This is a genomic window from Micromonospora sp., assembly GCF_048594385.1.
Lineage (GTDB): Bacteria > Actinomycetota > Actinomycetes > Mycobacteriales > Micromonosporaceae > Micromonospora > Micromonospora wenchangensis.
The window spans coordinates 1-1,795 of record NZ_JBMDWU010000226.1; the positions used below are offsets into that span (position 1 = coordinate 1).

At 75.5% G+C, this 1,795-nt stretch carries 1 protein-coding gene; it reads right to left on the minus strand.

Annotated features, from left to right (window positions below; translation table 11 throughout):
* Positions 1 to 159: 159 nt before the first annotated feature.
* Positions 160 to 1,467 (minus strand): deoxyguanosinetriphosphate triphosphohydrolase, encoded by a 1,308-nt coding sequence (locus ACOJTC_RS11960; protein WP_420116899.1) that lies wholly within the window; start codon positions 1,465 to 1,467, stop codon positions 160 to 162.
* Between the last annotated feature and the right edge of the window lie 328 nt (positions 1,468 to 1,795).

The following is a 1,795-nucleotide window of genomic DNA, read 5'->3' on the forward strand; positions in this document are numbered from 1 at the left end:
CCCGCCCCGGTTATCAAGAGGTTTGCGGCACCCTCCCCGGTGATCAAGAGGTTGGCGTCAATCCAGCGAACAACTTTGACGCAAACCTCTTGATCACCGGATCGAGGGGCGGCGGGTGGCCGGGGTGCGATGGGGTCGGGAGAGCGGTGCGACCGGGTTTCAGGTGAGGTGGGTGTGCCAGGTCAGGGCGGCGGGGTCGGTGAGGGAGGCGACCTGGTCGATGATGACGCGCAGCCGGGCGGGGTCGTCTGCGGCCTGCCGCCACAGCGGGGCGAAGACCGGGTCGAGGGCGTCCGGGGCGCGGTCGGCGAGCACGGTGACCAGTTCGGTGAGCACCTCCCGCTGACGGTCGTAACGGGTGCGGGCGTCCGGGCGGCACATCACGTACCGCCAGGCGATGCCCTTGAGCAGGGCACACTGCGCCCTGATCCGGCGCGGCACGACCAGGTCGGCGGCGTAGCGGCGGTGCGGGCCGGGGCCGAAGCGGTCCCTGGTCGCCCCGACCACGGTCGCCACGAACCGGCCGGTGAGCACGCTGGTGGTGGCCTTGAGGGCGACCTGCGCCCGGTGGCTGCCGTCGTACCCGGCCAGCGGGGTGAGCACCGGGTCGGCGAGCAACTCGACGAGCACCCCGCCGAGGTCGTCCGGGGACTCCCCGGAGTAGACGGCGGCCACGTCGACACAGAGCGCGGCGCGTTCGTCCGGGTCGTTCAGGAGGGGGCGCAACGAGACGTACCCGCCGTGGATGCCGTCCTCGACGTCGTGCACCGAGTACGCCACGTCGTCGGCCCAGTCCATCACCTGCGCCTCCAGGCAGCGGCGGGCACCACCGGACGGGTCGGCGGCGGGCCGGTCGGTGGCAGGTTGGGCGAGGGCGGCCGGGCTGCCGGCGCGCAGCCAGTCGAAGACCGGGCGGTCGTCGCCGTACACGCCGAACTTGCGCAGCCCGGGGCGGCGGGGCCACGGGTACTTGCTGACCGCGTCGAGCGCGGCCCGGGTGAGGTTGAGCCCGGCCGGGCTGCCGTCCGGGGCGAGCACCTTCGCCTCCAGCCGGGTGAGCACCCGCAGCGTCTGCGCGTTGCCCTCGAAGCCGCCGCAGGACGCGGCGAGCCCGTCGAGGGTGTCCTCGCCGTTGTGCCCGAACGGCGGGTGCCCGAGGTCGTGGGCCAGCCCGGCGGTGTCCACCAGGTCGGGGTCGCAGCCGAGCCGGGCCCCCATCTCCCGGGCGATCTGGGCCACCTCCAGCGAGTGGGTGAGCCGGGTACGCAGGAAGTCGTCGGTGCCGGCGACGTGCACCTGGGTCTTCGCGGCGAGCCGGCGGAACGCCGCCGAGTGCAGCACCCGGGCGCGGTCCCGCTCGTACGGGGACCGGCCGTGGCCGGTGTCCTTGGGCGTCTCCTCGACCCACCGTTGCGCGTCGGCCGGGTCGCCGTCGACGCCGGGTGGTCGGGCGGGCGGTGCCACCATCCGGCCTCCCCTTCACGCTCGTCCCCCAGGGTCGGGGAGCCCAGGTTACGCCGCACCGCGCGGGTGGGCGCGCGCACCGGGAATCCCGCGACCCGGCCGGGCACCGACGCCGCGGGGGGCCCCCCCGCGGGGGGGGGGGGGGGGGGGGCGGCGGGGGGCGGCGGGCGGGGGCCGGGGGGTGGGGTGGGGCGCCGACCACCGCATACGCCCGTGAGACGCCTTGCGGTCCGGGGTGGCCGCGGCCTCGCGGTGCAGTCCGGGAGGTGTGGTTCGGCGGGAGGGCGCGGAGCGTACCGAAAAGGGATCGATGGGCGCGGAACGCATCGCT

Coding starts and splice junctions, on each gene's coding strand:
- ACOJTC_RS11960 (WP_420116899.1), bottom strand. CDS start 1,467: ATGGTGGCACCGCCCGCCCGACCACCCGGCGTCGACGGCGACCCGGCC.